This window comes from Streptomyces asoensis, assembly GCF_013085465.1.
GTDB lineage: Bacteria > Actinomycetota > Actinomycetes > Streptomycetales > Streptomycetaceae > Streptomyces > Streptomyces cacaoi_A.
The window spans coordinates 6,948,532-6,974,617 of record NZ_CP049838.1 but is presented as its reverse complement, the minus strand read 5'-3'; the positions used below and the strand labels follow the sequence as shown (position 1 = coordinate 6,974,617).

General features: G+C 70.9%; 20 protein-coding genes. 4 read left to right on the top strand and 16 right to left on the bottom strand.

The features are described from left to right. Nucleotides 1-232: 232 nt before the first annotated feature. The 8 genes from G9272_RS31295 to G9272_RS31265 form a co-directional block, all read right to left on the bottom strand. Complete coding sequence (locus G9272_RS31295; RefSeq protein ID WP_171399609.1) at nt 233-847, bottom strand: TetR/AcrR family transcriptional regulator; 615 nt, start codon at nt 845-847, stop codon at nt 233-235. A 32-nt stretch (nt 848-879) separates the two neighbouring features. After that, a complete protein-coding gene (locus G9272_RS31290) occupies nt 880-1,917 on the bottom strand; it encodes an agmatine deiminase family protein (RefSeq protein ID WP_171399608.1) in 1,038 nt (345 codons plus the stop codon). Between the two features lie 9 nt (nt 1,918-1,926). Further along, nucleotides 1,927-3,600 (bottom strand): urease subunit alpha, encoded by a 1,674-nt coding sequence (locus G9272_RS31285; protein ID WP_171399607.1) that lies wholly within the window; start codon nt 3,598-3,600, stop codon nt 1,927-1,929. Continuing rightward, a complete protein-coding gene (gene ureA / locus G9272_RS31280) occupies nt 3,597-4,292 on the bottom strand; it encodes an urease subunit gamma (RefSeq protein ID WP_171399606.1) in 696 nt (231 codons plus the stop codon). Before ureA ends, G9272_RS31285 begins: the two co-directional genes overlap by 4 nt. A 154-nt stretch (nt 4,293-4,446) precedes the next feature. After that, nucleotides 4,447-5,535, bottom strand: a complete 1,089-nt coding sequence (locus tag G9272_RS31275) for a branched-chain amino acid aminotransferase (RefSeq protein WP_054239787.1) — start codon at nt 5,533-5,535, stop codon at nt 4,447-4,449. 250 nt (nt 5,536-5,785) lie between these two features. Further along, nucleotides 5,786-6,829 carry a 3-isopropylmalate dehydrogenase gene (locus G9272_RS31270; RefSeq protein ID WP_171399605.1) on the bottom strand — a complete coding sequence of 348 codons (1,044 nt, stop codon included), beginning with the start codon at nt 6,827-6,829 and terminating at the stop codon, nt 5,786-5,788. A 196-nt stretch (nt 6,830-7,025) separates the two neighbouring features. Continuing rightward, nucleotides 7,026-7,157 carry a hypothetical protein gene (locus tag G9272_RS45985; RefSeq protein WP_099935881.1) on the bottom strand — a complete coding sequence of 44 codons (132 nt, stop codon included), beginning with the start codon at nt 7,155-7,157 and terminating at the stop codon, nt 7,026-7,028. 220 nt (nt 7,158-7,377) lie between these two features. Further along, nucleotides 7,378-8,271: a LysR family transcriptional regulator gene (locus G9272_RS31265; RefSeq protein ID WP_171399604.1), complete on the bottom strand. Its 894-nt coding sequence runs from the start codon at nt 8,269-8,271 to the stop codon at nt 7,378-7,380. 103 nt (nt 8,272-8,374) lie between these two features. Between G9272_RS31265 and G9272_RS31260 the strand changes: the two genes are divergently transcribed. Both G9272_RS31260 and G9272_RS31255 read left to right on the top strand, forming a co-directional pair. Next, entirely contained in the window at nt 8,375-9,379 is a 1,005-nt protein-coding gene (locus G9272_RS31260; RefSeq protein WP_171399603.1) for an NADP-dependent oxidoreductase, read from the top strand. 43 nt (nt 9,380-9,422) lie between these two features. Next, entirely contained in the window at nt 9,423-10,307 is an 885-nt protein-coding gene (locus G9272_RS31255) for an alpha/beta fold hydrolase (protein ID WP_171399602.1), read from the top strand. Between the two features lie 72 nt (nt 10,308-10,379). Here G9272_RS31255 and pruA read toward each other — a convergent pair whose 3' ends face one another. After that, a complete protein-coding gene (pruA, locus tag G9272_RS31250; RefSeq protein WP_171399601.1) occupies nt 10,380-12,020 on the bottom strand; it encodes an L-glutamate gamma-semialdehyde dehydrogenase in 1,641 nt (546 codons plus the stop codon). 184 nt (nt 12,021-12,204) lie between these two features. Then, the gene (locus tag G9272_RS31245) at nt 12,205-13,185 is read right to left on the bottom strand and encodes a proline dehydrogenase family protein (protein ID WP_171399600.1); all 981 of its coding nucleotides are present in this window, start codon (nt 13,183-13,185) and stop codon (nt 12,205-12,207) included. 164 nt (nt 13,186-13,349) lie between these two features. Here G9272_RS31245 and G9272_RS31240 point away from each other — a divergent pair, with 164 nt between their 5' ends. Further along, nucleotides 13,350-14,537 (top strand): PucR family transcriptional regulator, encoded by a 1,188-nt coding sequence (locus G9272_RS31240; protein ID WP_171399599.1) that lies wholly within the window; start codon nt 13,350-13,352, stop codon nt 14,535-14,537. 34 nt (nt 14,538-14,571) lie between these two features. On the opposite strand, the gene G9272_RS31235 is transcribed toward G9272_RS31240, so the two are convergent. After that, nucleotides 14,572-15,162, bottom strand: coding sequence for a TetR/AcrR family transcriptional regulator (locus G9272_RS31235; RefSeq protein WP_171399598.1), 591 nt, complete (start codon nt 15,160-15,162; stop codon nt 14,572-14,574). 97 nt (nt 15,163-15,259) lie between these two features. On the opposite strand from G9272_RS31235, the gene G9272_RS31230 reads away from it, so the two are divergent. Continuing rightward, nucleotides 15,260-16,789, top strand: coding sequence for an MFS transporter (locus G9272_RS31230; RefSeq protein WP_171399597.1), 1,530 nt, complete (start codon nt 15,260-15,262; stop codon nt 16,787-16,789). Nucleotides 16,790-16,951: 162 nt separating this feature from the next. Here G9272_RS31230 and serA read toward each other — a convergent pair whose 3' ends face one another. From serA to G9272_RS31205, 5 genes are all read right to left on the bottom strand, one after another. Continuing rightward, nucleotides 16,952-18,541, bottom strand: a complete 1,590-nt coding sequence (serA, locus tag G9272_RS31225) for a phosphoglycerate dehydrogenase (protein WP_171399596.1) — start codon at nt 18,539-18,541, stop codon at nt 16,952-16,954. A gap of 234 nt (nt 18,542-18,775) precedes the next feature. After that, nucleotides 18,776-19,774 carry a ketol-acid reductoisomerase gene (gene ilvC / locus G9272_RS31220; protein WP_020131430.1) on the bottom strand — a complete coding sequence of 333 codons (999 nt, stop codon included), beginning with the start codon at nt 19,772-19,774 and terminating at the stop codon, nt 18,776-18,778. A 139-nt stretch (nt 19,775-19,913) separates the two neighbouring features. Then, nucleotides 19,914-20,438 carry an acetolactate synthase small subunit gene (ilvN, locus tag G9272_RS31215; RefSeq protein WP_020131429.1) on the bottom strand — a complete coding sequence of 175 codons (525 nt, stop codon included), beginning with the start codon at nt 20,436-20,438 and terminating at the stop codon, nt 19,914-19,916. A 21-nt stretch (nt 20,439-20,459) separates the two neighbouring features. Beyond that, complete coding sequence (locus G9272_RS31210) at nt 20,460-22,331, bottom strand: acetolactate synthase large subunit (protein WP_171399595.1); 1,872 nt, start codon at nt 22,329-22,331, stop codon at nt 20,460-20,462. A 248-nt stretch (nt 22,332-22,579) separates the two neighbouring features. Beyond that, entirely contained in the window at nt 22,580-25,681 is a 3,102-nt protein-coding gene (locus tag G9272_RS31205) for a putative bifunctional diguanylate cyclase/phosphodiesterase (RefSeq protein WP_171399594.1), read from the bottom strand. Nucleotides 25,682-26,086: the final 405 nt, after the last annotated feature.

Genomic DNA, 26,086 nt, shown 5'->3' with positions numbered 1-26,086 from the left:
GCTCTCGCTCCCGGCTGTGGGTGGGCCAGAAAAGCGAAAAACCCCTCGCGGGTGCGAGAGGTCTGCGCGCGGGTCGAGGACGACGATGTCCGCTCGTACCTGGTCGTACGGAGCGGTCACTGCGGACCGGCGCGCCTGCTGCCAATAATCGTGGCGAACGAGAGCACGGCGGCAGTCTGGCACAGTCCGTCCGTTTGCTCACCGGGTGTCTCAGGATGCGAGCAGCGTGTTCTCACATATCCGCGAGAAGGCTCTCGGCCAGGAATTCGCGGACGTGCCCGAGGACCTGTTCCCGGCCCGTGCCCCGCAGTCCGATGGCGACATGGATGGAGAAGCCGTCGAGGAGGGCGCGCAGCCGGGCCGCGAACCGGTCGGGGTCCACGCGCCGGAACTCGCCCCGCGACACCCCTTCTGCCAGCAGGGCGACCAGGTCGCGGTGCCAGGCGCCCTCGATGGCCGCCTGGCGGTCCCGGGCGACCGCGTCGACGGCGGCGTTCTGCGAGCGGTTCCAGACCTCCAGCCAGAGCGTCCAGTGCGGGTCGCGGTGGCCGTCGGGGACGTACAGGTCGACATAGGCGTCGAGGCGCTCGCGGGCGGGGGCGGCGCGGGCCAGCAGCCGGGCGCGCTCGGCGCCGAGCCGGCCCTCGCTCCACTCCAGGGTGCGCAGCAGCAGTTCGTCCTTGGAGTGGAAGTAGTACAGGAGATGGCCGCTGCTCATCCCGACCTCGCGGCCGAGCCCCGCCATGGTGAGCTTCTCCAGCCCGCGCTCGGCGATCATCTCCATGGCGGCGGCGAGGACGTCCTCGCGGGGCGGCGCGTTCCTGCGTGCCCGTGCCGGTCCGGCCATTCCCGGCTCCCCTTTGTCTCGTTCCCCGGATCTCAGACCCTCGGCTGCTGCTGGGTGATGCAGTGGATGCCACCGCCGCCGGAGAAGATCGTACGGGCGTCCACCAGCGTGACCGTGCGCTCCGGGAACAGGCGGCGGAAGACGCCCGCCGCGAGCTCGTCGCGCGGGTCGTCGAAGCCGCAGAGCACGACGCCGCCGTTGCAGAGGTAGTGGTTGATGTACGAGTAGTCGGCCCAGTGGCCGTCGGCCTCCAGGACGGTCGGGGCGGCGACCTCGACGACCTCCAGACGGCGGCCCCGCGCGTCGGTCTGCCCCTTCAGCAGCCCGATGACCTCCTTCGTCACCTCGTGGTCGGGGTGGGCCGGGTCGGGTTGGTGGTGGGCGACGACGACTCCGGGGCGGGCGAAGGCGGCGACGATGTCGACGTGGCCGAGGGTGCCGAAGCCGTGGGGAGGGTAGTCGCCGGTGAGTCCGCGAGGCAGCCAGATCGCCTTGCGGGTGCCGAGCATGGCGTGGACCTCCGCCTCGACCTCCTCCCGCGTCCACCCCGGATTGCGCTCCGGGCCGAGTTGGACCGTCTCCGTCAGCAGGACCGTGCCCTCGCCGTCGACATGGACGGCGCCGCCCTCGTTGACCAGCTTCGAGGCGTACGTCCGCGCCCCCGCGAGGTCCGCGACATACGCGGCGATCTTCGCGTCGTGCTCCCAGCGGGCCCAGCCCTGGGCACCCCAGCCGTTGAACGTCCAGTCGACGGCGGCGAGCCGCCCGTCCGCACCGGTCAGGAAGGTGGGGCCGATGTCCCGCATCCAGGCGTCGTCGAGCTCGCGCTCGACCGTGTCGACGCCCGGGCCGAGGAGGGCGCGGGCGTCCGCCGACCGCCCGGGGCCGCACACCACCGTCACCGGCTCGAAGCGGTGGACCGCGCGGGCGACCGAGGCCCAGGCGGCCCGGGCGGCGGTGAGGTCGTCGGGGTCGTCGAAGGTGGGGTTGGGGCCCGGCCACGCCATCCAGGTGCGCTCGTGCGGGGCCCACTCGGCGGGCATGCGGAAGCCGTCGGCGGCAGCAGACATCAGCGGTCCTCAGAGGAAGTACAGGCGGTTGAGGGAGACGGACTCGGCCGGCTCTGAGCGCAGCGGCTCGCCGTCGAGGGTGACCAGGCCGGTGCGCCGGTCGACGTCGACCACTCCGGTACGGGAGTTGCGGCGCAGGTCGGCGGGGCCGATGCCGCGGGTACCGCGGACGGCGACCCTGCGGCGGCGGGTCGGCATCGAGTCGGCGCCCTGGTCGAGGGCGGCCTGCGCGACGAAGGCGACCGAGATGTCGGCGGGCGTGGCCCCGTACGCCCCGAACTGCGGGCCGAGGACCAGGGGTTCGCAGGTGTCGGTGGCCGCGCCCGGGTCGCCGACCACGCCGTACGCCGGGAAGCCCGACTTGAGCACGAGCTGTGGCTTGGCGCCGAAGTACTCGGGGCGCCAGAGCACGATGTCGGCGAGCTTGCCGACCTCGAGGGAGCCGACCTCGTGCGCGAGGCCGTGGGCGATGGCCGGGTTGACGGTCAGCTTGGCGATGTAGCGCAGGACGCGCTCGTTGTCGTGGTCGCCGTCCGGGGCGCCGAACTCGGCCTTCATCTTCCCGGCCATGGCGAACGTACGGCGGACCGTCTCGCCCGCCCGGCCCATGCCCTGGGCGTCGGACGAGGTGATGCCGATCGCGCCCAGGTCGTGCAGGACGTCCTCGGCGCCCATGGTGCCGGCCCGGATCCGGTCGCGGGCCATGGCGGCGTCGCCGGGCAGGTCGGTCTTGAGGTCATGGACGGAGACGATCATGCCGTAGTGCTCGGCGACGGCGTCCCGGCCGAAGGGGAGGGTGGGGTTGGTGGAGGAGCCGATGACGTTCGCGACGCCCGCCATCTTCAGCACGTTCGGGACGTGCCCGCCGCCGCAGCCCTCGATGTGGAAGGCGTGGATGGTCCGGCCCTCCAGCACCCTCAGGGTGTCCTCGACCGACAGGCATTCGTTCAACCCATCGCTGTGCAGGGCCACTTGGACGTCGTGTTCCTCGGCGACCCGCAACGCCGTGTCCAGCGCCCGGGTATGGGCGCCCATGTCCTCGTGCACCTTGAAGCCCGAGGCACCGCCTTCGGCGAGGGCCTCCACCAGGGGCGCGGCGGACGACGACGAACCCCGGCCGAGGAAGCCGATGTTGACCGGCCAGGCGTCGAACGCGTTGAACGCGTGCCGCAGCGCCCAGGGCGAGTTGACGCCGACGCCCCACACGGGCCCGAACTCCTGCCCGATGACCGTGGTCACCCCCGAGGCCAGCGAGGCCTCCATGATCCGCGGCGACAGCAGATGGACGTGGGTGTCGACGGCGCCCGCGGTGGCGATCAGCCCCTCGCCGGACACGATGGACGTACCCGTGCCGACGACGACGTCGACCCCGTCGAGGGTGTCGGGGTTCCCGGCCCGCCCGATCGCGTGGATCCGGCCCTCCCGGATACCGATCGACACCTTCCGGATCCCCTGCACGGCGTCGATCACGACGACGTTGCTGATCACGACGTCACAGGTCTCGCGGACGGCGGCGGCCTTCAGGTGCAGCCCGTCCCGGGCGGTCTTGCCGAAGCCGGCCAGGAACTCGTCGCCGAGCAGCTGGGAGTCCGACTCGACGCGGATGACGAGCCCCGAGTCACCGAGCCGGACGCGGTCGCCGGCCCGGGGGCCGTGCGTGGCGGCGTACTCGTACGGGTTCATCGGGTCCCTCCCGCTTCCGCTCCCAGATATCCGCAGGCGGCGGCCCGGCGCAGGGCCTCGTCCTTCGCCCCCGGCGCGTCGAGCGCGCCGTCGACCAGACCGGCGAAGCCGATCGCGACCCGGTCGCCGCCGATCGGCACGAGCCCGACCTCGCCGCTCTCCCCCGGCCCGAAGCGCACGGAGGACCCGGCGGGGACGGCGAGCCGCATCCCGTAGGCCTTCTCCCGGACGAAGTCGAGCCGCGGGTTGGCCTCGAAGAAGTGGAAGTGGGAGGTGACGGAGACGGGCACGGTCGCCGTGTTCGTGACCGCCAGCCGTACGGCCGCCTCGGGCTCGGCGTGCTCGGGCCCCGGCAGCAGGGCCCCCGGCGCCCGGTCCCCGAGCGTGCCGCCGGCGATCGGACCGCCGACGACCGCGAGACGCGAGCCGTCGTCGAACACGGCCTCGACATGCACCTCGGTGACGACGTCCGCGACGCCCGGCAGCACGTCGTCCGGGCCGAGGACCGACCGGGCGCGTTCGATCGCCTCGGCGAGCCGGGCGCCGTCACGGGCGGCCTCGCACACCGTGTCCGCGATGAGCGCGGTCGCCTCGGGCACGTTGAGCCGCAGCCCGCGGGCCCTTCTCGCCCGGGCCAGCTCCGCCGCGCCGAAGAGCAGCAGACGGTCCCGCTCGGTGGGGGTGAGTCGCACGATGCTCTCCCTTTCTTTGAGCAGCACTCTAAACGCTCTGCTCGATGATCAGAAGACATGGCGAGGAACTTTTGAACACCGCTCGAAAAGGGGCGAGCTCCGAGAACGCCGCAGGGCCACCCCGGACGGGGTGGCCCTGACGGGAAAGGGGCGACTAGCCCAGCTCGTGCATCCAGCCGTGCTTGTCCTCGGCCGTGCCGCGCTGGATGTCCAGCAGGGCCTGGCGGAGCCTGAGGGTGACCTCGCCGGGCTCGCCGCCCGACTGCTGCCACTCGCCGGCGGTCCGCTTGACCGTTCCGACCGGGGTGATCACGGCGGCGGTGCCGCAGGCGAAGACCTCCTTGAGGGCGCCGCTCTCGGAGTCGCGCTGCCACTGCTCGACCGAGACCCGGCCCTCCTCGGCCTCGTAGCCGAGGTCGCGGGCGACGGTGAGAAGGCTGTCACGGGTGACGCCCTCCAGGATGGAGCCCGTCAGCGACGGCGTGATGATCTTGTCGCCGTACACGAAGTACAGGTTCATACCGCCGAGTTCCTCGACCCACTTGCGCTCGACGGCGTCGAGGTAGCAGACCTGGGCGCAGCCCTGGGCGGCGGCCTCGGCCTGGGCGAGCAGGGACGCGGCGTAGTTGCCGCCCGTCTTGGCGTCGCCCATGCCACCGGGGACGGCCCGCACATGCTCCTCGGAGACCCAGATGGAGACGGGCTTGACGCCGCCCGGGAAGTAGGCGCCGGCCGGCGAGGCGATGACGAGGAACAGGTACTCGTTGGCCGGCTTCACGCCCAGGCCGACCTCGGTCGCGATCATGAAGGGCCGCAGGTAGAGGGACTCCTCCCCGCCGTGCGCGGGCACCCAGTCCTTGTCCTGACCGACCAGCGCGTCGCACGCCTCGATGAACGTCTCGACCGGCAGCTCGGGCATGGCCAGACGGCGGGCCGAGCGCTGGAAGCGCTTGGCGTTCTGGTCCGGGCGGAAGGTGGCGACCGATCCGTCGGGACGGCGGTACGCCTTCAGGCCCTCGAAGATCTCCTGCGCGTAGTGCAGGACGTTGGTGGCCGGGTCGAGGGGGATCGGCGCGTACGGAACGAGCTGACCGTCGTGCCAGCCGCGGCCCTCGGTCCACTTGATCGTCACCATGTGGTCGGTGAAGTGGCGGCCGAACCCGGGGTTCGCCAGGATCGCCTGCCGCTCGGCGGCGGAGGTGGGACTGGCGGAGGGCTTGAGCTCGATCGTGGGCGTCGTCATGAGTGGTTGTCCTTCACCGGTTGTAGTGACGGGGCCGCGCTCACGCCCGTACGGCCAGTGGCCGGTGCTAGGACGTCCGAGCATTCCCTCATACCGCGGCTCCACGTTCGATTATCGCAAGCGGCGGGCGAGGTCCAAAACGGCGTGAATGCGACCCAGGGTTGATGGTGGCACCCGGCGGGGGACATGCGGAAGCCGCCGGGTGCGGATGCGACCCGGCGGCTTCGAAGAGGTTTCGCGCAGCGCGGGGTCAGCCGGCTACTCGTACGGAGAGCGCGTCACCGATCTCGGAGGTGCTGCGCGCGGGCAGCGAGCCGCGCTCCTCCAGGTCGGCGGAGACGGCGTCCTCGATGCGGACCGCCTCGGCCTCGTAGCCGAGGTGGCGCAGGAGCAGGGCGACGGACAGGACCGTGGCGGTGGGGTCGGCCTTGCCCTGGCCGGCGATGTCCGGGGCCGAGCCGTGCACCGGCTCGAACATGGACGGGAACTCGCCGGACGGGTTGATGTTCCCGCTCGCGGCGACGCCGATACCGCCGGAGACGGCCGCGGCGAGGTCGGTGATGATGTCGCCGAAGAGGTTGTCGGTGACGATGACGTCGAAGCGCGCGGGGTCCGTGACGAGGTAGATCGTCGCGGCGTCCACGTGGATGTAGTCCGTGGTGACGTCGGGGAACTCCTGGGCCACCTGGTTGAAGACGTTCGTCCAGAGGTGACCGGCGAAGGCCAGCACGTTGTTCTTGTGGACCAGCGTGAGCTTCTTGCGGGGGCGGGCCTGGGCGCGGGCGAAGGCGTCCCGGACCACGCGCTCGACACCGAAGGCCGTGTTCACGGAGACCTCGGTGGCGACCTCGTGCGGGGTGCCCTTGCGGATCGTGCCGCCGTTGCCGGTGTACGGACCCTCGGTGCCCTCGCGGACCACGATGAAGTCGATCTCGGGCTGGCCGGCCAGCGGGGTGGCGACACCCGGGAGGAGCTTCGACGGACGCAGGTTGACGTGGTGGTCGAAGAGGAAGCGCAGCTTGAGCAGGAAACCCCGCTCCAGGACGCCGGAGGGGACGCTCGGGTCGCCGATCGCGCCGAGCAGGATGGCGTCGTGCCGCTTGAGCGCCTCGACGTCCGCGTCGGTGAGGGTCTCACCGGTGGCGTGGTAGCGCCGGGCGCCGAAGTCGTACTCCTCGGTCTCCAGCTTCACATCCTGCGGGAGGACGGCGGAGAGGACCTTGAGACCTTCGGCCACGACCTCCTGGCCGATGCCGTCACCGGGAATCACTGCGAGATTGAGGCTGCGAGACATACGGGAACCGTACTCCTCGTCCCATGGGATGACATGGACCGTCCGCCATACGGACAGAGAAGTCGCGGTGCGGACGTGGCTGCGCGGACCCGAGGAGTCATGAAGGGTCGAGGTGCGACGCGGGTCCCGAAGTCCCGTTCGGGGCCCGCGCCGCACCCCGTGCGGGTGCGGCTCCCGGACTGCGGGGCGGCTCGGCTCAGTGGCCGGTCTCGCCGCCGTTGTCACGGCGGTCGAGGGCACGCTGGAGCGCCGCGGCGGCGTTCTTCCGGTCGGACTCGCTCGTACGGGAGATGTGACGGACTCGGCGGCGGACGGTCGTCTCGGCCATGGGAAATCGACTCCTTCGAATTCCAGGGAGTGCGGAAGGGGGTTACGAGACGCCGGAGGGGCGGGGAGCGTGGCCACAGGGGTTGCCTGCACGGGGCCCGGCTCACGACCGCCATTCGCTTGGTCGAGCGAGACGTTCGGCTCCTACAAAGCTAAGGGAGGAGCACGCGCCTGTCTCTACAATTACTCGGACTTCCTACTATCTGAGACGGCGCCCCGGATCACCCGGTGCCGACCTGCGGTTTCGCGGACGACCTCAACTCCCGGACGAGCGCCCGGACGGCCGCGGTCGCGGCCAGCTCCGGGGTCGTGACATAGCCGACCTGACGGGTGGGCCGCTCCGGGCCGAGGTCGGTGATCTCCGTCCCGAGGGGTGTCCGGGTGAGGGAGAGCGCGGGCATGATCGCCATCCCCAGGCCGCTGCTCACCATCGACAGCACCGCCCCGTCGTCCTCGGCGCGGACGGTCGCGGCGGGGATCCAGTCCTGCGCGGCCCACCACGCGCGCGTGTAGGACGAGCAGTTCTCCGTCCAGTCGACGAGCGGGAGGGAGCGCGGGTCGGGGTGACCCGCCGGGTGCACCAGCGCGTACGGCTCCTCCAGCAGCACGTCCCCCACCAGCTCCGGCGGGATCGGCGAACTGGTGCCGAAGGTGGCGATCCCGAGGTCGGCCCGCCCCTCGGCCACCGCGCCGGCCGTCCCCGGACCCACTTCCCGTACGACGGTCACGGTCGCCTCGATCCCCGGGTGCCGTGCGGCCAGCCGCTCCAGGACGGGCGGCAGCAGATACAGGGCCGCGCTGCGGAAGGCCGCGATCCGCAACGGTCCGTCGACCTGGCCCGTCGCGACGCCCCGCGTCTCGATGACCAGGGTCTGGAGCATCCGCAGGACGCGTCGGGCGTGGGCGACCGCGCGGGCGCCGGCCGCGGTGGGCCGGGCACCGTACCGCCCGCGCTCGAACAGGACGACCCCCACCTTGCCCTCGATGCCCCGCACCGCGTGCGAGACGGCCGACTGGGTGGTCCCGAGCCGGGCGGCGGCGGCCGAGAAACCTCCCTCGTCGGCGATCGCCACCAGAGTCCGCAGCTCCTGCGGCGCAAGCTCGACTGCGCTCACCCGGGGCTCCCACCTGCTGGTATGAGGGCGACTCATGGATCGTCCCGTTCCATGAGCGCAACCCTCTGCCCGCAGCCCGCATTCCTGCCTACGGTCGCCTTCCATGACCAGCACCGCGCTCACCGTGCAGCAGACCGCCCGCCCGACCGGCTTCCCCACCCCCGACGACTTCCGCTTCGCCGAGTCCCCGGTCCCAACACCGGCTCCGGGGACGGCCCTGGTGGAGAACCTCTACTGGTCGGTCGACCCCTACCACCGCGAAATGATGGACGGCGACTTCGAGTTGAACTCCCCGCTGGAGGGACGCTCACTCGGCCGGATCATCGCCACCCGCGATCCGGTGGCCCTCCCCGAGGGTGAGATCGTCTTCCACCGCCAGGGCTGGCGCACCCACGCGGTGGTCCGCCCGGCGGAGGTCAGACGGCTCCCCCGGTACGAAGGGGTGCCGCTCTCCGCGCACTTGAGCCTCCTCGGCGGCACGGGCCTGACCGCGTACGTCGGCCTGACCCGCATCGCCCGGCTGCGCGAGGGCGAGGACCTGTTCGTCTCCGCGGCGGCGGGCGGGGTCGGCACGGCGACGGGACGCTTCGCGCGACTGCTCGGCGCGGGCCGGCTGATCGGCAGCGCGGGCACGGCGGAGAAGGTGCGGTACCTGACCCGGCAGGTCGGCTACGACGCGGCCTTCGACTACCACGACGGCCCGGTCGCCGACCTCCTGGCGAAGGCCGCCCCCACCGGCATCGACGTCTTCGTCGACAACGTGGGCGGCGAACACCTCGGGGCGGCGATCGGCGCGTTGCGGGAGCGGGGGCGGGTGGTGCGCATCGGCACGGTCGGGCAGTACAACACGCCCGACGCGCCGCCGGTGGCCTTCAACCACGCCGACATGGTGGAGAAGAGCCTGCGCATGGAGGGCTTCCTGGTGCGCGACCACCTGGACGTCCAGGAGGAGTTGTACGAGTTCGCCGTACCGCATCTGCTGAGCGGGGCGCTGGCGCTGGACGAGACGGTGGTGGACGGGTTCGAGCGGATCGTGGAGGCGTTCCTGCTGATGCTGCGCGGCGGGAACACGGGGAAGATCCTGGTGCGCCGGTCACCTAACCTCTAAAAGTCTCTTGACCGGTTAGATGATCACATGATGCACTCGTGCCATGACCCTCCACGCCCACCGCCAGGTCCGTCACCGCACCACCACCGTCCGCGGCCACGAGGTGTACTACCGGGAAGCGGGCCCGGCCGACGCACCGGTCCTGCTGCTCCTGCACGGCTTCCCGAGCAGCTCCCACATGTTCCGCGACCTGATCCCGCTGCTCGCCGACAGCCATCGCGTCATCGCCCCCGACCACCTCGGCTTCGGCCGGTCGGCGGCGCCCGCGGACTTCCGGTACACCTTCGACGAACTGGCTGCCGTCACCGGGGAGTTCACCGAGCAGCTCGGCCTGAAGAAGTTCGCGCTCTACATCCAGGACTACGGCTCCCCCATCGGCCTGCGCCTCGCCCTCGCCCATCCCGACCGGGTGACCGCGATCATCACGCAGAACGGCAACGCCTACGAGGAGGGGCTCGGGGCGCAGGCCTGGGCGCCGGTGCTGGCGCTGATCGCGGAGCGGACCCCGCAGACCGAGGCGCCGGTGCGGGAGATCAGCAGCCCGGAGGGGATCAGGTGGCAGTACCTGCACGGGGTTCCGGCGGAGCAGCAGGAGCTCGTCAGCCCCGACGCCTACGAGCACGACACGGCCCTCATGGCCCGGCCCGGCCAGTCGGGGATCCAGCTCGACCTGATCTCCGACTACGGCTCCAACTTCGCCCTCTACCCGGCCTTCCAGGAGTACTTCCGCACCAGCCAGGTCCCGCTGCTGGCGGTCTGGGGCGCCGGTGACGAGATCTTCGTCCCGGCCGGCGCGCTCGCGTTCCGCCGCGACCTGCCCGGGGCGGAGGTGCACCTGCTGCCCACAGGGCACTTCGCCCTGGAGACACACGCGGTCCAGATCGCGGCGCTGATCAGCGACTTCCTCGGACGCAGCGGCACGCGCTGACGCACCCGCCGACGGAGAACGGGAAGGGGCCGGGCAGTAGCCCGGCCCCTTCCCGCGTCGTACGACGACGCGTCAGCCCATGTGCGGGTACGCGTAGTCGGTCGGCGCGACCAGCGTCTCCTTGATGGCGCGGGTCAGGGTCCAGCGCATCAGGTTCTGGGGCGCGCCGGCCTTGTCGTTGGTGCCGGAGGCGCGGCCGCCGCCGAAGGGCTGCTGGCCGACGACGGCGCCGGTCGACTTGTCGTTGATGTAGAAGTTGCCGGCCGCGTAGCGCAGCTTCTCCATCGTGTACGCGGCGGCCGCGCGGTCGCCCGAGATGACCGAGCCCGTCAGCGCGTAGTCCGACACCGACTCCATCTGCGTCAGCATCTCGTCGTACGCCTCGTCGGAGCTGTCGTCGTACACGTGCACGGCGAGGAACGGGCCGAAGTACTCGGTCGTGAAGACCTCGTTCTCCGGGTCGGTGCACTCGACGACGGTCGGGCGGACGAAGTAGCCGACCGAGTCGTCGTAGGAGCCGCCCGCGACGATCGTGCAGGTCGGGTCCGCCTTCGCGCGGTCGATCGCCGCCTTGTTCTTGGCGAAGGAACGCTCGTCGATGACGGCGCCGACGAAGTTGGAGAGGTCGGTGACGTCACCCATCGTGAGGTAGTCGACCTCGGCCGCGAACTCCTCCTTGAAGCCGGAGTTCCAGATCGACGCCGGGATGTAGGCCCGGGAGGTCGCGCTGCACTTCTGGCCCTGGTACTCGAAGGCGCCACGGGTGAGCGCCGTCTTCAGTACCGCGCGGTCCGCGCTCGGGTGGGCGACGACGAAGTCCTTGCCGCCGGTCTCGCCGACCAGACGCGGGTAGGAGCGGTACTTCTCGATGTTGGCGCCGACCGTCTTCCACAGGTACTGGAAGGTCTTCGTCGAGCCGGTGAAGTGGATGCCGGCGAGGTCGCGGTGCTCCAGGGCCACCTTGGAGACCTCGATGCCGTCGCCGGTGACCAGGTTGATGACGCCCTTGGGCAGACCGGCCTCCTCCAGCAGCCGCATGAGCAGCACGGCGGCGTGGGTCTGCGTCGGGGACGGCTTCCACACGACCACGTTGCCCATCAGCGCGGGCGCGGTCGGCAGGTTGCCCGCGATGGCGCTGAAGTTGAACGGCGTGATCGCGTAGACGAAGCCCTCGAGCGGGCGGTGGTCGAGGCGGTTCCAGACGCCCGGGGAGTTCGCCGGGGGCTGCTCGGCCAGGATCTGGCGGGCGTAGGCGACGTTGAAGCGCCAGAAGTCGACCAGTTCACAGGGACAGTCGATCTCCGCCTGCTGGGCGGTCTTCGACTGGCCGAGCATGGTGGAGGCGGCGAGCGTCTCGCGCCAGGGGCCGGCGAGCAGTTCGGCGGCGCGCAGGATGATGGCGGCGCGGTCGTCGAAGGACATCGCGCGCCAGGCGGGCGCGGCGGCGAGCGCCGCGTCGATGGCGTCCTGGGCGTCCTGCTGCGTGGCGTCGGCGTAGGTGCCGAGGCGGGCCTTGTGGTTGTGCGGCTGCACGACGTCGAACCGCTCACCGCCGCCCATCCGCTGCTCGCCGCCGATGGTGCAGGGCAGGTCGATCGGGTTGTCGGCCAGTTCCTTGAGCTTGGCCTCCAGCCGGGCACGCTCCGGCGAGCCGGGGGCGTAGCCGTGCACCGGCTCGTTGACGGGGGTGGGGACCTGGGTTACCGCGTCCATGTCTTCCGTTACTCCTTCTGAGCGGGTGTTTCGAGCGGGGGGTGCGGGCTCAGCCCTTGCTGATCATCGAACGGACGAAGAACCGCAGGTTGGCGGGCTTCTCCGCCAAGCGGCGCATGCTGTGCCTTCCCGGGAGACGACCCCCGGACCCCCGGCGGAACAGCCACTGCGCCGGCATCGTCTCTCAGCCCCGGGTGAGCATGCTGCGGGCGAAAAAACGCAGGTTGGCGGGCTTCTCCGCCAAGCGACGCATGAAGTAGCCGTACCAGTCGGTGCCGTAGGCGGTGTAGACGCGCATGCGGTGGCCCTCGGCGGCCAGCCGCAGGTGCTCGTCGCTGCGGATGCCGTACAGCATCTGGAACTCGTACTCGTCCAGCTTGCGCCCGGCCTTGCGGGCGAGCTCCTGCGCGATGGAGATGAGGCGCGGGTCGTGGGACCCGATCATGGGGTACCCCTCGCCCTCCATCAGCGTGCGCAGGATCCGGACGTACGCCTTGTCGATCTCGTGCTTCTGCTGGTAGGCGACCTCGGCGGGCTCCTTGTACGCGCCCTTCACGAGCCGTACCCGGCTGCCGCTCTCCGCGAGCCGGCGGGCGTCGGCCTCGGTGCGGAAGAGGTAGGCCTGGATGACACAGCCGGTCTGCGGGAAGTCCTTCCGCAGCTCCTCGTGGATGGCGAACATCGAGTCGAGGGTGGTGTGGTCCTCGGCGTCGAGAGTGACGGTGGTGCCGATGGCCGCGGCGGCCTCGACGACCGGGCGCACGTTGGCGAGGGCCAGCTCGTGGCCGCCCTGGAAGGTGGGGGCGGGCCCGGAGGGCCCTTCGATCAGGGCGGTGGTGGGCGACGGGAGGGCCTGTCCGAACATCGACAGCTTGACGGACATCTCGACCCGCTCGCCGAGCTCCAGCTCCGCGAGCCGGTCGATCAGCGCCAGGTAGGCGTCCCGGGCGGCGGCGGCCTGCTCGGGGGTGGTGATGTCCTCGCCGACGACGTCCATCGTCAGCTCCAGCCCCCCGGCGGTGAGCTCCTCGACGATCGGGACGATGTCGTCGACCGTCTCACCGGGGATGAAGCGGTCCACGACCTGCTTCGTCACCGGGGCCGCCGAGATCAGGCGTCGCATCCGGTCGCTGCGCGAAGCGGCGAGAATCACGGGACCCAGCACGGGGCACCTCCACATACCAACCCATACGAGGCCGTTTCCCGACGATCGGGGAACGGCACGGAGAACCACCGTGAAACCTAAGGATCCCTCCGATCGTGGGCCATCGACAGCTGTCACGCATCCGTGCCGCGGATCTCAGACAGATGTATGAAGAGGATGCGGACATGCGGGAGAATGCCCGGGTGACAGCCGATTACCAAGGTGACCACCAGGAGCTCGTCGACGAGATCTCCGAGCTGCTCGGCGCCCCCGCGACCCTGGAGAACCGGGATTTCGAGCTGATCGCCTTCGGCGCCTACGACAGCGAGGGCGAGCTCGACGCGTCGGCGCTGGATCCGGTGCGCACCCGCTCGATCCTGACCCGGCGCTCCACGGCCGCCGTCCGTACCTGGTTCGAGGGCTTCGGCATCACCCGCGCGACCGGCCCGGTGCGGATCCCGCCGACCCCGGAAGCCGGGGTGTACCGGGGGCGGGTCTGCCTCCCCGTACGGCACCGGGGGGTCGTCCTCGGCTATGTCTGGCTGCTCGACGACGACCCCGGACCCTCGGACGCCCAGCTGGCGGCCGCGATGGAGGTGACCGGCCGGATCGGCGCCCTGCTCGCCGACGAGGCCCAGCACGGCGCGGACCTCACCCGGGAGCTGCGGGCGGTGCTGACCGCACAGCCCGACTGGCAGCGGGACATGGCGGTGGCGGAGTTGCGCACCGCGCTCGGCGCCCGCGCGGACGGCCCGCACACGGTGGTGTGCGTGACGCCCTGGCCTTCCGCCGACCCGGACGACGCACCCTCGCTGCGTACGCTGCCGGGGGCGACGGCACTGTGCACGGTCCCGTGGGGCACCGCATCCCAGTCGCTGGCCCTGCTGGTCCGCCTGCGTTCGACGGACACCCTCACCCCGGCGACGTCGGCTGCGACCCGGCTGCTGGAGCGGGCGGGCGAGTCCGCCGCGGGAGTGGCCGCGGGGCGGATCGGCCTCGCGGAACTCGGCGCCGCCTGGCAGGAGGCGTCGGCGTCGGCGCGGGCGGCGCTCGCGGAGCCCGGCCTCGGCCCGGTCGCCCGGTGGGCGTCCATCGGCCCCTACCGCCTGCTGACCGCCCTGCCCCAGGAGACCGCCCAGGACCCCGCCGTGCGGACCCTGTTGACCCCCGCCCACCACGAACTCGCCCGCACGGCCGAGGTGTACCTCGACTGCGCGGGCCAAGCGGGCCGCACGGCAGCCGAGTTGGGAATCCACCGGCAGACCCTCTACTACCGGCTGTCCCGGGTGGAACAGCTGACCGGCCTGGACCTCGACGACGGCGAGGACCGGCTGCTCCTGCACATGACCCTCAAGGCGGCCCGGCTGCCCTAGGCACCTCTCCGGCACCCCGGGCGGCCCGAGCGGGTCAGCTCTGCGCGGCGCCCGCGATCACCCGGCGCAGTCCCTCGGTGAGCTGTGCCGCGTCGGTCGCCGAGTCCGGGTCGAAGAGCCACTGGACCATGAGCCCGTTGAGGAGGGTCTGGTAGAAGCGGCCCTCGGTGTCGACGGTCTCCTTGTCGAGCTCGTCCTCCGGAATGCCGTTGAACATGGGCACGATCCCCGACCGGCCCTCCTCCTGCGCCTCGGCCAGCAGCTTGCGCACCTCGGGGAGCCGGTCCCCCTGGACGATGAGCTCGAAGCTCAGCAGCCAGATGGCCCGCGTCCGCGGCACCGAGCCGATGATGCTCGCCCACACCTCCTGGAAGCGCTCCAGCGACCCGGCGGCCGCCGTCATCTCGCCCCCCGCGCCCCACCCGGGGTCGAACTCGTCGCCGGCACCCTCGATCAGCGAGACGTACGCCTGCACCAGCAGCGCGTCCTTCGACCCGTAGTGGTAGCCGATGGACGCCAGGTTGGTCCCCGACTCCTTGACGATGTCCCGCGCGGTCGTACGCAGGAACCCCTTCTCCAGCAGGCAGCGCTTGGCGCCTTCGAGCAGATCCTCACGGTGTCCCATGCGCGCCACCCTACCCCCGATCCATACAACCGTCCTAGACGCATGACTTATACATTCGTTCTAGACAATCGTTTAAGACGCTCGTACAGTCACCGCCATGACCAACTCGACGAACACGACAGACTCGGTGGGCACCCCCGCACCCCCGGCAGGCATCGCCGGCCGCCGTGAATGGACCGCGCTGGGCGTACTGATGCTTCCGCTGCTGCTGGTCTCCATGGACGTCTCCGTCCTCTACTTCGCGATCCCGGCGATCAGCGCGGACCTGGCGCCGACCGGCACCCAGCAGCTGTGGATCTTCGACATCTACGCCTTCGTGCTGGCGGGCCTGCTGATGACGATGGGCTCGCTCGGCGACCGCATCGGCCGCCGCAGGCTGCTGCTGATCGGCGCCGCCGCCTTCGGCGCCGCCTCACTGATCGCGGCGTACGCGAACAGCGCCGAGACCCTCATCGCGGCCCGGGCGGTCCTCGGCATCGGCGGCGCGACCCTGATGCCCTCGACGATGGCCCTGATCCGCACGATGTTCACCGACTCGGCCCAGCGCGCGAAGGCGATCGGCATCTGGTCCGCGGTGATGACGGGCGGCATCGCGCTCGGCTCGGTGATGAGCGGCCTGCTGGTCCAGTACTTCTGGTGGGGCTCGGTCTTCCTGGTCAACCTGCCCGCGATGGTCCTGCTGCTCGTCCTCGGCCCGGTCCTGCTGCCGGAGTCCCGCGACCCCGCCCCCGGCCGCTTCGACTGGCCGAGCGTCCCGCTGTCGATGGCCGCCGTACTGCCCGTGATCTACGGCCTGAAGGAGATCCCGTCCGAGGGCTGGCACGCGGAGTACGTCGTCCCGGTCACCGTCGGTCTGCTCTTCGCGGCCCTCTTCGTCCACCGCCAGCGCACCACGGCCTCACCGATGATCTCCCCGGCCCTGTTCCGCGGCCACGGTTTCGCCCCCGCCCTCGCCCTCAACCTGGTCTCCGCCTTCGGCATGATGGGCTCGGCGTTCTTCACCACCCAGTACCTCCAGTCGGTCCTCGGCAAGAGCGCGCTGGAAGCGGCCCTGTGGGCCCTGCTCCCCTCGGTGCCGATCGGCCTGGCGGCCCCGGTCGCGACCTCCCTGGTCCAGAAGGGCGTCAACCGCGCCTACGTGGTGACGGCCGGCTTCGCGATCGGCGCGAGCGGCTATGCGCTGCTGGCCCTCGCCGGCCCGGACTCGATGTGGCTCGTGCTGACCGCCTGCGCGGTCCTGGCCTGCGGGATCGTCATGGTCCTGTCCCAGATGACGGACCTGGCGATGGGCGCGGCCCCGGTCGAACGCGCGGGCTCCGCGTCCGCCCTGCTGGAGACCGGCACCGAGTTCGGCGGCGCCCTCGGTATGGCCGTCCTCGGCTCCATCGGCACGGCGATCTACCGCCACGACATCCCGGCCACGGCCCCGGCCGAGGCCCGCGAGACCCTCGGCGGCGCCCTGGCGGTGGCGGGTCGTCTCCCGGGGCGCACGGGAGACGCCCTGGCGACGACGGCACGCGAGGCGTTCACCAGCGGCATGCAGGGCGCGGCGATCGCCGGAGCACTACTCCTCACCGCAGCGGCGGCAGCGGCTTCGATCACGCTGCGAAGGATCCGGGTGAAGTGACCCGAGCAAAAGGAGCCGGGCGGGCTGGATCACACCAGCCCGCCCGGCTCCTGCTCTCGAGCCACGTTCAGTAAATCCAGCCCGCCCGGCGTTTGAGGACGAGGTCCCTTCAGGGCCGAAGCGGGGGCCTGGGGGCGGCAGCCCCCAGAAGGTGCGGCAACCTCAGACGAGGTTCACCGCACGCGCGGACGTCGCACCGATCTCCTCGGCAACCTCCGCCAGCACCGCGGCGGGCACCGTGTCGTCAACCGTCAGAACGGCCAGCGCCTCGCCACCCACAGCGGCGCGAGCGACCTGCATACCGGCGATGTTGATCCCCGCCTCGCCGAAGACCCGGCCCACGGTGCCGACGACACCCGGACGGTCCTCGTACTTGAGGACGACCATGTGATCGGCGAGCGCGAGGTCGACGTCGTACTCGCCGACCGCGACGATCTTCTGGAGGTGCTTCGGACCGGCCAGCGTGCCGGAGACCGACACCTCCTCGCCGTCCGAGAGCGTGCCGCGCACGGTGACGACGTTACGGTGGTCGGCCGACTCCGAGCTGGTCGTCAGCCGCACCTCGACGCCGCGCTCCTGCGCGAACAGCGGGGCGTTGACGTACGAGACGGTCTCGTCGACGACGTCCTCGAAGACACCCTTGAGAGCCGACAGCTCCAGCACCTTCACGTCGTGCTGGGTGATCTCGCCGTACACCTCGACGTCGAGGCGGACCGCGACCTCACCGGCGAGCGCGGTGAAGATCCGGCCGAGGCGCTCGGCGAGGGGCAGGCCGGGCTTGACGTCCTCGGCGATGACACCGCCCTGGACGTTCACCGCGTCCGGCACCAGCTCACCCGCGAGGGCCAGCCGCACCGAACGCGCGACCGCGATACCGGCCTTCTCCTGGGCCTCGTCGGTCGAGGCGCCGAGGTGCGGGGTGGCCACGACCTGGTCGAACTCGAACAGCGGGGAGTCCGTGCAGGGCTCCTTCGCGTACACGTCGAGGCCGGCGCCGGCGACACGGCCCTCCTTCAGCGCCGAGTACAGCGCCTCCTCGTCGACGATCCCGCCGCGCGCGGCGTTGACGATGCGCACGCTCGGCTTGACCTTGCGCAGCGCCTCGTCGCCGATCAGACCGACCGTCTCCGGGGTCTTGGGCAGGTGGACGGTGATGAAGTCGGAGACCTCGAGCAGCTCGTCCAGCGACAGCACCTTCACGCCCATCTGCGCGGCGCGCGCGGGCTGCACGTAGGGGTCGTAGGCGACGACCTTCATGCCGAAGGCGGACATGCGCTGGGCGACGAGCGCGCCGATGCGGCCGAGACCGACGACACCGAGGGTCTTCTCGGCCAGCTCCACACCCGTGTACTTGCTGCGCTTCCACTCGCCGTTCTTCAGCGCCGTGTTGGCCTGCGGAATGTAGCGCGCGGTGGCGAGCAGCAGACCGCAGGCCAGCTCGGCCGCGGTCACGATGTTGGAGGTGGGGGCGTTGACGACCATCACGCCGGCCTTGGTGGCGGCGGAGACGTCCACGTTGTCCAGGCCGACGCCGGCTCGTGCGACGACCTTCAGTTTCTTCGCGGCGGCGATCGCCTCGGCGTCCACCTTGGTGGCCGAGCGGATCAGGATCGCGTCGACGTCGGCGATGGCCGGGAGCAGTTCGGCTCGGTCCGCTCCGTTGACGTGCCGGATCTCGAAGTCCGGGCCAAGCGCGTCCACGGTCGCGGGCGACAGCTCTTCAGCGATGAGTACGACAGGTTTCGAGCTCACGTGAGTCCTCACAAGTCCAAAGCGTGCGGACGGCCGTCCCGACGGCCGCAGGCGGAGGAGGGGCTAGCCGCGTGGAAGACGCACGACGCTGTGGGCCTGACGCGTATGTAGTGCAGCAGTGTAGTGCTGCGACGGAGGCCGCCTCACGCCTCCGCGGAAGGATCACCCGTCCGTGGTTGGACGGGATGGACAACGGGGCCGGAGCGATCTGCTCCGGCCCCCCGTCCCGAGGCCTTACGCCTCTTCGTTCACCCAGCTCATCAGCTTGCGCAGCTGCTTGCCGGTCGTCTCCAGCAGGTGCTCGGAGTCCGCGTCCTTGTACTCGTTGTACTTCTTCAGACCGCCGTGGTACTCGTCCATCCAGTTCTGGGCGAAGGTGCCGTCCTGGATCTCGGCGAGGACCTGCTTCATCTCGGCCTTGGTGGCGTCGGTGATGATGCGCGGGCCGGTGATGTAGTCGCCCCACTCGGCGGTCTCGGAGACGCTCCAGCGCATCTTCTCCAGGCCGCCCTCGTACATGAGGTCCACGATCAGCTTCAGCTCGTGCAGGCACTCGAAGTAGGCGATCTCCGGCTGGTAGCCGGCCTCGACCAGGGTCTCGAAGCCCGCCTTGACCAGCGCGGAGGTGCCACCGCAGAGGACGGCCTGCTCACCGAACAGGTCGGTCTCGGTCTCCTCGGTGAAGGTCGTCTTGATGACGCCGGCGCGGGTGCCGCCGATGCCCTTGGCGTACGACAGGGCCAGCGCGAAGGCGTTGCCGGTCGCGTCCTGCTCGACGGCGGCGATCGCGGGGACACCGCGGCCTTCCTCGTACTGGCGGCGCACCAGGTGCCCCGGGCCCTTCGGGGCGACCAGGGCGACGTCGACGCCGGCCGGGGCCTTGATGAAGCCGAAGCGCACGTTGAAGCCGTGGGCGAAGAACAGCGCGTCGCCGTCCTTCAGGTTCGGGGCGATGGACTCCTCGTAGACCTGGGCCTGGATCGGGTCCGGGATGAGGATCATGATGACGTCGGCCTCGGCGGCGGCCTCGGCCGGGGTCACCACGCGCAGACCCTGCTCCTCGGCCTTGGCCTTGGACTTGGAGCCCTCGTGCAGACCGACCCGGACGTCGACACCGGAGTCACGGAGCGACAGGGCGTGGGCGTGGCCCTGGCTGCCGTATCCGATGACCGCGACCTTGCGGCCCTGGATGATGGACAGGTCGGCGTCGGCGTCGTAGAACAGCTCGGCCACTTTGGGTTCTCTCCTTGAGTGCAGGTGTTGCGTCCCACCGTATGACGGCGAGCGGAAGGGAAGTCTCGGGGTCTCGGTATACGGGCGGTCGGTGATCACTGGCCGCCCGGATCCGTTCGTACGAAGACCGGTTACGTACTTACGCCGACCGGTCGAGAGCGCGCAGCGACCGGTCCGTGATCGAACGGGCGCCGCGGCCGATGGCGATCGTGCCGGACTGGACCAGCTCCTTGATGCCGTACGGTTCCAGCATCTTGAGCATGGCGGACAGCTTGTCGTTGCTGCCGGTGGCCTCGATGGTCACGGCCTCCGGGGAGACGTCGACGGTCTTGGCGCGGAACAGCTGGACGATCTCGACGATCTGCGAGCGCGTCTCGTTGTCGGCGCGCACCTTCACCAGAACGAGTTCGCGGTGAACGGCCTGTCCCGGCTCCAGCTCGACGATCTTCAGCACCTCGACGAGCTTGTTGAGCTGCTTGGTGACCTGCTCCAGCGGCAGGGCGTCGACGCTCACCACGATCGTGATCCGGGAGATGTCGGCGTGCTCGGTGACGCCGACGGCGAGCGAGTCGATGTTGAAGCCCCGGCGGGAGAACAGGGCGGCGATCCGGGCCAGGATGCCCGGCTTGTTCTCCACCAGGACGGAGAGCGTGTGCTTGGACATGTCTTCTTACGTCTCTCTCGCTCAGTCGTCTTCGTTGTCGCCGAAGTCGGGGCGGACGTCCCGGGCGGCCAGGATCTCGTCGTTGGAGGTGCCGGCGGCGACCATCGGCCACACCATCGCGTCCTCGTGGACGATGAAGTCGACGACGACGGGACGGTCGTTGATGGAGTTCGCCTCCTCGATGACCTTGTCGAGGTCGTCCGGGGACTCGCAGCGGATCGCGTAGCAGCCCATGGCCTCCGACAGCTTCACGAAGTCGGGGACGCGGGTGCCGGCGCTGGGCTGCTTGGCGGCGGAGCCGCTGTCGGGCGCGGCGGCCTGCGGGCCGCTGTGCAGCACGGTGTTGGAGTAGCGCTGGTTGTAGAACAGGGTCTGCCACTGGCGGACCATCCCGAGGACGCCGTTGTTGATGATGGCGACCTTGATCGGGATGTTGTTCAGGGCGCAGGTCGTGAGCTCCTGATTGGTCATCTGGAAGCAGCCGTCGCCGTCGATGGCCCAGACGGTCTGGCCCGGGACACCCGCCTTGGCGCCCATCGCGGCCGGGACCGCGTACCCCATCGTGCCCGCGCCGCCCGAGTTCAGCCAGGTGGCGGGCTTCTCGTACTGGACGAAGTGCGCGGCCCACATCTGGTGCTGGCCGACGCCCGCCGCGAAGATCGTGCCCTCGGGGGCGAGCTGTCCGATGCGCTCGATGACCTGCTGCGGGGAGAGCGAACCGTCGGCGGGCTGGTCGTAGCCGAGCGGGTAGGTGTCGCGCCAGCGGCTCAGGTCCTTCCACCAGGCGGTGTAGTCGCCCTGCTGGCCCTCGCTGTGCTCCTTCTGGACCGCCTGGACCAGATCGGCGATGACCTCACGCGCGTCACCGACGATCGGCACGTCGGCGGCGCGGTTCTTGCCGATCTCCGCCGGGTCGATGTCCGCGTGCACGATCTTGGCGTAGGGGGCGAAGCTGTCGAGCTTGCCGGTGACGCGGTCGTCGAAGCGGGCGCCGAGCGCGACGATCAGGTCGGCCTTCTGGAGACCGGTGACAGCGGCCACCGAGCCGTGCATGCCCGGCATGCCCAGGTGCTGCGGGTGGCTGTCGGGGAACGCGCCCAGCGCCATCAGCGTGGTGGTGACGGGCGCGCCCGTCAGCTCCGCGAGGACCTTCAGCTCGGCGGTGGCGCCGGCCTTCAGGACACCGCCGCCGACGTACAGGATCGGCCGCTTGGCGGCGGTGATCAGCTTGGCCGCCTCGCGGATCTGCTTGGCGTGCGGCTTGGTCACCGGGCGGTAGCCGGGCAGGTCCATGGTGGGCGGCCAGGAGAACGTGGTCTTCGCCTGGAGGGCGTCCTTGGCGATGTCGACCAGGACCGGGCCGGGCCGGCCGGTGGAGGCGATGTGGAACGCCTGCGCGATGACCCGCGGGATGTCCTCGGCCTTGGTGACCAGGAAGTTGTGCTTGGTGATCGGCATGGTGATGCCGACGATGTCCGCCTCCTGGAAGGCGTCCGTGCCGATCGCCTTCGACGCCACCTGCCCGGTGATCGCCACGAGCGGCACCGAGTCCATGTGGGCGTCGGCGATCGGGGTCACCAGGTTGGTGGCGCCGGGACCCGAGGTGGCCATGCAGACGCCGACCCGGCCGGTGGCCTGCGCGTATCCGGTGGCCGCGTGGCCCGCGCCCTGCTCGTGCCGGACCAGGACGTGGCGGACCCTCGTCGAGTCCATCAGCGGGTCGTAGGCGGGAAGGATCGCACCGCCGGGAATGCCGAATACCGTGTCGGCGCCGACCTCCTCGAGAGAACGGATGAGGGACTGCGCACCCGTCACGTGCTCGACGGTCGCGGAGTGCTGTCCTCCGGATCGGGGCCGCGGCTGCGGATGGGCCCCGGTGGCCTGCTCGGTCATCGGCATTCTCTTCTCGATGCTGAGGGTTTTACTGAGGGTTTTTCAGGGCTGCGGCACGAGTGCCGAGGCGGGTTTTGTGCAACAAAAAACCCCTCGTGCCAAAAGGCAAGCGAGGGGAGCGCGCCGGGTGTGGGTCGCTGGGAGTTCCGGGTCCGTCCGGAGCGTCACCAACTTCAGCCGACGCGCTTTCCAAGTACGAGAATTCGGGTGCGCATGGCATTGACCCTCCCCCCGGCACGCACCGACTGTCAAGTGGGTGGGACGGGAGTCTCATTATGTGAGCGAAGGGCACTACCGCTCCCCAGGACGGCCGTGACACCGCCGGCGACGCCACCGGCATGGACACCACTGGTGTACACCCCCGAGCCACCGCCCGCGAACGCGGGCTCGGCCGGCCCGTGCGGCACCGGATAGCGGCCGGTCGCGAGGGCCCGGCGCAGCCGGTACTCGTCGAGCGGCCCGGAGAACGCCATGCCCTGGCCGTGCGTACAGCCCATCGCGCGCAGGGCGACCACCTGCTCGGGCAGATCCACGCCCTCGGCGACGGACTGGAGCCCGAGGTCGGTGGCGATCCGCAGCAGGCCGCTGGTGATCTTGTGCAGCCGCGCGGACTCGACGACCCCCTCGACCAGCGAGCGGTCGAGCCTGAGCACGTCGACGGGGAGCCGCCGCAGCGCCGTGAGGGCCGCGTAGCCGCTGCCGAAGCCGTCGAGGGCGATCCGCACCCCGAGGCGGCGCAGCGCCCCCAGACGGCGCTCCAGCTCGTCCAGCGGCACCCTCGGGTCGGTGTCGGAGAGCTCGACCACCAGGGATCCCGACGGCAGCCCGTGCCGGGTCAGCAGTGCCTCCACGGAGCCCAGCGGCAACGACCGGTCCAGCAGCCGCCGGGCGCCCACCCGCACGACCACCGGCAGGGTGAGCCCGCTCGCGGCCCGGTCGGCGGCCTGCTCGACGGCCTCCTCCAGCATCCAGCGCCCCAGCTCGGTCGTCTTGTCGCTGTCCTCCGCGACCCGCAGGAACTCGGCGGGCGTGAAGAGCACCCCCTGGGAGGAGCGCCAGCGGGCCTGTGCGGCGACCGACGAGATCCGGCCGTCCTCCAGGCGCACCACGGGCTGGTGCAGCAGCGCGAACTCGCCGTCGTGCAGCGCGGCACGCAGCCGCGTGGCCAGCTCCGCCTTGCGTACGACGTCCTGCTGCATCTGCGGCTTGTACAGCTCGACCCGGCCCTTGCCGCCCGCCTTGGCGCGGTACATGGCGAGGTCGGCGTTGCGCAGCAGCTCACCGGCGCCCAGACCGGCTTCGGCGAAGGCGACGCCGATGGAGGCGGCGACACGGACCTCGTTGCCGTCGATGAGGTAGGGCTGCGACAGGGTGAGCCTGAGGCGGTCGGCGAGTTCCACTATGTGCCGTTCCCGGGCGGCGCGGTCGCGGGTGCCGTCGCCGACGATCAGTGCCGCGAACTCGTCGCCGCCCAGTCGGGAGGCGGTGTCTCCCTTGCGGACCGCGTCCTGGAGCCTGCGGGCGGCCTGGACCAGCAGTTCGTCGCCTGCCGCGTGGCCGATCGTGTCGTTGACGGCCTTGAAACCGTCGAGGTCGATGAAGAGGACCGCCGTGTTGCGCAGGGCGGGCCCCCGGTCGGAGCTGCGGCGGCCGGACAGGGCCTGCTGGACGCGCCGGGTGAACAGGGCGCGGTTGGGCAGGTCGGTGAGCGGGTCGTGTTCGGCGTTGTGCTGGAGCTGCGCCTGGAGCCGCACCCGCTCGGTCACGTCCCGGCTGTTGAAGATCAGGCCGCCGTGATGGCGGTTGACGGTCGACTCGACATTCAGCCAGCCTCCGTCGCCGGAGTGGAAGCGGCACTCGATGCGCGTGGTGGGTTCCTCCGAGGGGACGGCGGCGAGGAACCGGCGCACCTCGTGCACCACGCAGCCCAGGTCCTCGGGGTGGATGAGGTCGGCCAGTTCGGAACCCACCAGGTCCTCGGCAGGCCGTCCGTAGACCCCGGCGGCGGCCGGGGAGACGTAGCGCAGGACGCCGCTGGGCGCGGCGATCATGATGACGTCGCTGGAGCCCTGCACCAGGGAGCGGAAGTGGTTCTCCTTCTGCGCCAGTTCCTGGGTGAGGGTGATGTTGTCGAGCAGCATGATCCCCTGGCGCACCACGAGGGCGAGCACGACCGCGCCACCGGTCAGCAGCACCACGCGGTCGACGCTGCGGCCGTTGAGGACGTTGTAGAGGATGCCCAGGGTGCAGACGGCGGCGGCGAGATAGGGCGTGAGGGCGGCCAGGGAGCCGGTGATGGGCCGGGTGACCGGATACCGGCTGTGATCACCTCCCTGGGGAGGCGTCTGGTCGGGCCGCTGGGCGGACGTCTGCGCGGACGCGGCGGCCGCGGCGGCCGCGGCGGCCGCCGTGCGCGACGGCCCGTGGGGGCGCCCCGTGGGGCGCGGACCCGGTACGTGTTCGTGCACCACACGCGTGTGCCCCTCATCCGCGGCCGACCGCTGCCGGCGGGAGGCGGCCCAGGGCGCGTACGCCAGGAGCAGCGAGCCCGCGAACCAGCCCGCGTCGAGGAGCTGGCCCGAGCGGTAGTTGTTGTGCATCAGCGGCGAGGTGAACAGGGCGTCGCACATGACGGTCAGCGCGAGCGCGGCGACGGCCGTGTTGACCGCCGTGCGGTTCACCGCCGTGCGCCGGAAGTGCAGCACCAGCACCATGCTCACCAGGGCGATGTCGAGCAGCGGGTACGCGAGCGACAGCGCGGCGTGCGCCACGCTCGGTCCGTCGAACTTCGCCGCCTGGGCGAGCGCGAGGCTCCAGGAGAGGGTGAGCAGTGAGCCGGCGATCAGCCAGGCGTCCAGGGCCAGGCAGACCCAGCCCGCCTTCGTCATGGGTCGGGCGGCGAGCACGAGCAGCCCCACGATGGCGGGGGGCGCGAAGCACAGGAAGAACAGGTCGGCGAAGCTGGGGCTGGGCACGGGCCGCCCCAGGACCACCTCGTACCAGCCCCAGACCAGGTTGCCGAGGGCCGCCATCGCCGAGGAGATCGAGAACAGCAGCCAGGCGGGTCGAAACCGGACGCGGCGGCTGCGCGCGTAGAGGAAGCAGGACACGGCGGCGGTGCCCGCCGCCGCGGTCAGCCCGAAGTCACCCATGATCAGCGCGAGTCGGTCGGAGCCCCAGCCGAGCGCGGAACCGACGGCGTATCCCGCGCACAGCAGGGCGAGCAGCAGTTGCTGGACCAGGTTCGTTCCGGGGCCGCCGGTCGGCGGCGCGGTGTGCGGTGTCCCCGTCGAAGGCCGCGTCCGCAGCACTCCGTCGAGGAGGGGCGTGGAGGTCGGCGGCGGACTCACCGCGTCCTCCCGGTCCGCGTCACTCCCGGATCCCTCGGGTCCTGGACCGCCGGTGGCGCGTGCGTCCCGTGGCCGCCGCACCGGTGGCGGTGAAGGCCGGGGTGAGCGCCGTGACCGTGTCGGCGCTCGGTGGAACGCCAGGGTCGCCGGCGGCGGCTCCGCCGCGTCGGATCGTTCGTCCATAGGCCGTGCATCGCCCGTCGCCCCCCTCACAAGTCTGAAATGTCCATCCCTGACGCCGAACGTGCGCGGCGTAGCCCCTGTCGGGACGATACACCAGTCTCGTCACTCAGGGACATAGTTCCTCTACGCTGCGTGACGATCATCGGCATATGCGCCCGGAAGAGGTACGGAACGCGTCCGGAGGACTGCGGAGGGTGCCTGAATCGGACTACAGGAGCGCCC

Excerpts from the sequence above, each read along its gene's own strand:
- G9272_RS31260 (WP_171399603.1), top strand. The coding sequence starts at position 8,375 with ATGACCAGCACCGCGCTCACCGTGCAGCAGACCGCCCGCCCGACCGGC.
- G9272_RS31275 (WP_054239787.1), bottom strand. The coding sequence starts at position 5,535 with ATGACGACGCCCACGATCGAGCTCAAGCCCTCCGCCAGTCCCACCTCC.
- G9272_RS45985 (WP_099935881.1), bottom strand. The coding sequence starts at position 7,157 with ATGGCCGAGACGACCGTCCGCCGCCGAGTCCGTCACATCTCCCGTACG.
- G9272_RS31270 (WP_171399605.1), bottom strand. The coding sequence starts at position 6,829 with ATGTCTCGCAGCCTCAATCTCGCAGTGATTCCCGGTGACGGCATCGGC.
- G9272_RS31255 (WP_171399602.1), top strand. The coding sequence starts at position 9,423 with ATGACCCTCCACGCCCACCGCCAGGTCCGTCACCGCACCACCACCGTC.
- G9272_RS31240 (WP_171399599.1), top strand. The coding sequence starts at position 13,350 with ATGCGGGAGAATGCCCGGGTGACAGCCGATTACCAAGGTGACCACCAG.
- G9272_RS31235 (WP_171399598.1), bottom strand. The coding sequence starts at position 15,162 with ATGGGACACCGTGAGGATCTGCTCGAAGGCGCCAAGCGCTGCCTGCTG.
- ilvN (WP_020131429.1), bottom strand. The coding sequence starts at position 20,438 with ATGTCCAAGCACACGCTCTCCGTCCTGGTGGAGAACAAGCCGGGCATC.
- G9272_RS31295 (WP_171399609.1), bottom strand. The coding sequence starts at position 847 with ATGGCCGGACCGGCACGGGCACGCAGGAACGCGCCGCCCCGCGAGGAC.
- G9272_RS31290 (WP_171399608.1), bottom strand. The coding sequence starts at position 1,917 with ATGTCTGCTGCCGCCGACGGCTTCCGCATGCCCGCCGAGTGGGCCCCG.
- G9272_RS31285 (WP_171399607.1), bottom strand. The coding sequence starts at position 3,600 with ATGAACCCGTACGAGTACGCCGCCACGCACGGCCCCCGGGCCGGCGAC.
- G9272_RS31210 (WP_171399595.1), bottom strand. The coding sequence starts at position 22,331 with ATGACCGAGCAGGCCACCGGGGCCCATCCGCAGCCGCGGCCCCGATCC.
- pruA (WP_171399601.1), bottom strand. The coding sequence starts at position 12,020 with ATGGACGCGGTAACCCAGGTCCCCACCCCCGTCAACGAGCCGGTGCAC.
- G9272_RS31230 (WP_171399597.1), top strand. The coding sequence starts at position 15,260 with ATGACCAACTCGACGAACACGACAGACTCGGTGGGCACCCCCGCACCC.